Genomic DNA, 1,294 nt, shown 5'->3' on the forward strand with positions numbered 1-1,294 from the left:
TGCGATTATTTCATTTAACTTTAGCTTGGTTGTTATCGGGTGTATCACTTAATGCAATTGCCCAGTCTAAGGTTGTAAACGAAGTCGAGAGTGAAGCACCCAGTCAAATATCTATTTGGGCGCAACACGTACATGACGCCATTCAAAACAACTTGGTGCTTGAAGATAATTTCAAAGGGCAACAAGTTAGATATCAAGTAAGTATCGATATATTGGGTAATGTTACTAAAACTAAAATATTGAGCAGTACAGGGAATGCTCAGTTAGAAAAGAGTGTTAAAGTGGCGATTTTGTTGGCGGCTCCTTTTGACTTGTCATTTATAGGTGAAGATGAATTTGTTCAAATCCAAACGTTCAACATCACGATTGCCCCTGAATAATTCACATAACAAAGCATTTAAGAGGGATTCACAACGCTGGCAGTTTTGGTTTGAATCAGCTTTAGTGTTTACGGCACAATGGTTTAGTTTGGGTGGAATGCGTTGTTCACCCCTTAATGCGGCGTTAGGGCTTTCAGAAAAAATAAGCATTGGAGTTTATGAAATGGATTTTATGGTTCAGTACGATACTAGCGTTTTAGTTATTGGTTTTTCAGGTTTTCTATTTTTTATTCAATTACTAGTCGCAGACTTCATTAGTATCAAAGAGGGGCATGTCCCTGGAACTCTGGTCGAACAAAATCACGATAATTTTCTATTTCGAGCTAGTCGAGCGTTTGCCAATAGTAACGAGACTGTCGGCATCCTGGTTTTGTTTATTCTGTTTGCATTTATGTCCTCAGCCAATCCTACTTGGGTAAATAACAGCGCCATTGTGTATTTAGTCGGCCGTATTGGTCATATGGCATTTTATTATTTCAACTTAAAACTACTGCGAAGTGTTTCGTTTGTAGTTAGTGTTTTAGGTCTACTAGGAATTTTTGTTGCAGGGCTAATGTACTGGTTGTGAGTTTCGCCCTAACAAACGCCTCAAGAGGGACTGTCAACGCGCGGCGTTTCCAGTCTCATTGAGCTGTGGTGGTTATGATTGGTGTGTTTGGGTTTAGTGTTAATGCGTTGCCTGCCCCTTAGGCGGGCGTTATAAATACGGAGAATATGACGTGACAGAAATTGAACAAGAAGAATTAGAGCGTAGAGCGTCAATTATTTTGGAGTTTGGTGGTGTTCAGCCGATGCACAATCCGTTTTATACATTTTCAGTTCGATATTCAGCTGAGCGGGCAATTGTTGCGTTTATGCAGTATGACTACTTGCTTACTCAAACAGATGATGCATCAACACTAATTAGTGAAGTG

At 39.8% G+C, this 1,294-nt stretch carries 3 protein-coding genes; all 3 read left to right on the forward strand.

Features of this window, described 5'->3' with window-relative positions:
* Positions 1-380, forward strand: a 380-nt coding sequence (locus D908_RS00905) for an energy transducer TonB family protein (protein WP_005527656.1), incomplete at its 5' end; no start/stop codon positions are given.
* Entirely contained in the window at positions 331-948 is a 618-nt protein-coding gene (locus D908_RS00900; protein ID WP_235047403.1) for an MAPEG family protein, read from the forward strand. The genes D908_RS00905 and D908_RS00900, both read left to right, overlap by 50 nt.
* A gap of 151 nt (positions 949-1,099) precedes the next feature.
* Positions 1,100-1,294 (forward strand): hypothetical protein (locus tag D908_RS22365; RefSeq protein WP_005527660.1); only part of this gene is annotated, 195 nt, incomplete at its 3' end.

This window comes from Vibrio mimicus CAIM 602 (assembly GCF_000338875.1).
Lineage (GTDB): Bacteria > Pseudomonadota > Gammaproteobacteria > Enterobacterales > Vibrionaceae > Vibrio > Vibrio mimicus.

Excerpts from the sequence above, each read along its gene's own strand:
- D908_RS00900 (WP_235047403.1), top strand. The coding sequence starts at position 331 with ATGAATTTGTTCAAATCCAAACGTTCAACATCACGATTGCCCCTGAAT.